General features: G+C 69.1%; 1 pseudogene. It reads left to right on the top strand.

Going from position 1 to position 427, the window contains the following annotated elements:
- Nucleotides 1-17 precede the first annotated feature (17 nt).
- Nucleotides 18-427 (top strand): annotated as a pseudogene (locus AC1DYG_RS19960) (hypothetical protein); the annotation flags it as partial.

Here is a 427-nt window from a genome sequence, read left to right on the forward strand (position 1 = left end):
GATCAGAGAGGCACACCATGACGTATCCGCAGGAACCCGTGAACCCCCAGCAGGGTTGGGGAATGCCGCCGACCGCGCCGGCACCCGAGCCGCCCAAGAAGAAGTCGAAGAGGTGGCCCTGGGTGGTGGGCGCCATCGTCGCCGTCTTCGTGATCGCCGGCATCAGCGACGGCGACAAGGAGACCAAGACCGGGTCCGACTCCGCGGTAGCCGCCGAGGCTCCTGCCGCCGGCGCCGCTGCCGTCGGGGGTGCCGCAGCAGCCGAGGCACCGGCAGCCGAGGCGCCCAAGCCCGACAGCGCTCCGGGGCTGAATGCACCGGTGCGGGACGGCAAGTTCGAGTTCACCGTCACCGAAGTCGAGACAGGGCTTTCCTCGCTGGGCGACAACATGTTCCTCACCAAGGAGGCGCAGGGGCAGTTCGTGGT

It is taken from the genome of Pedococcus sp. P1_H8 (assembly GCF_056405175.1).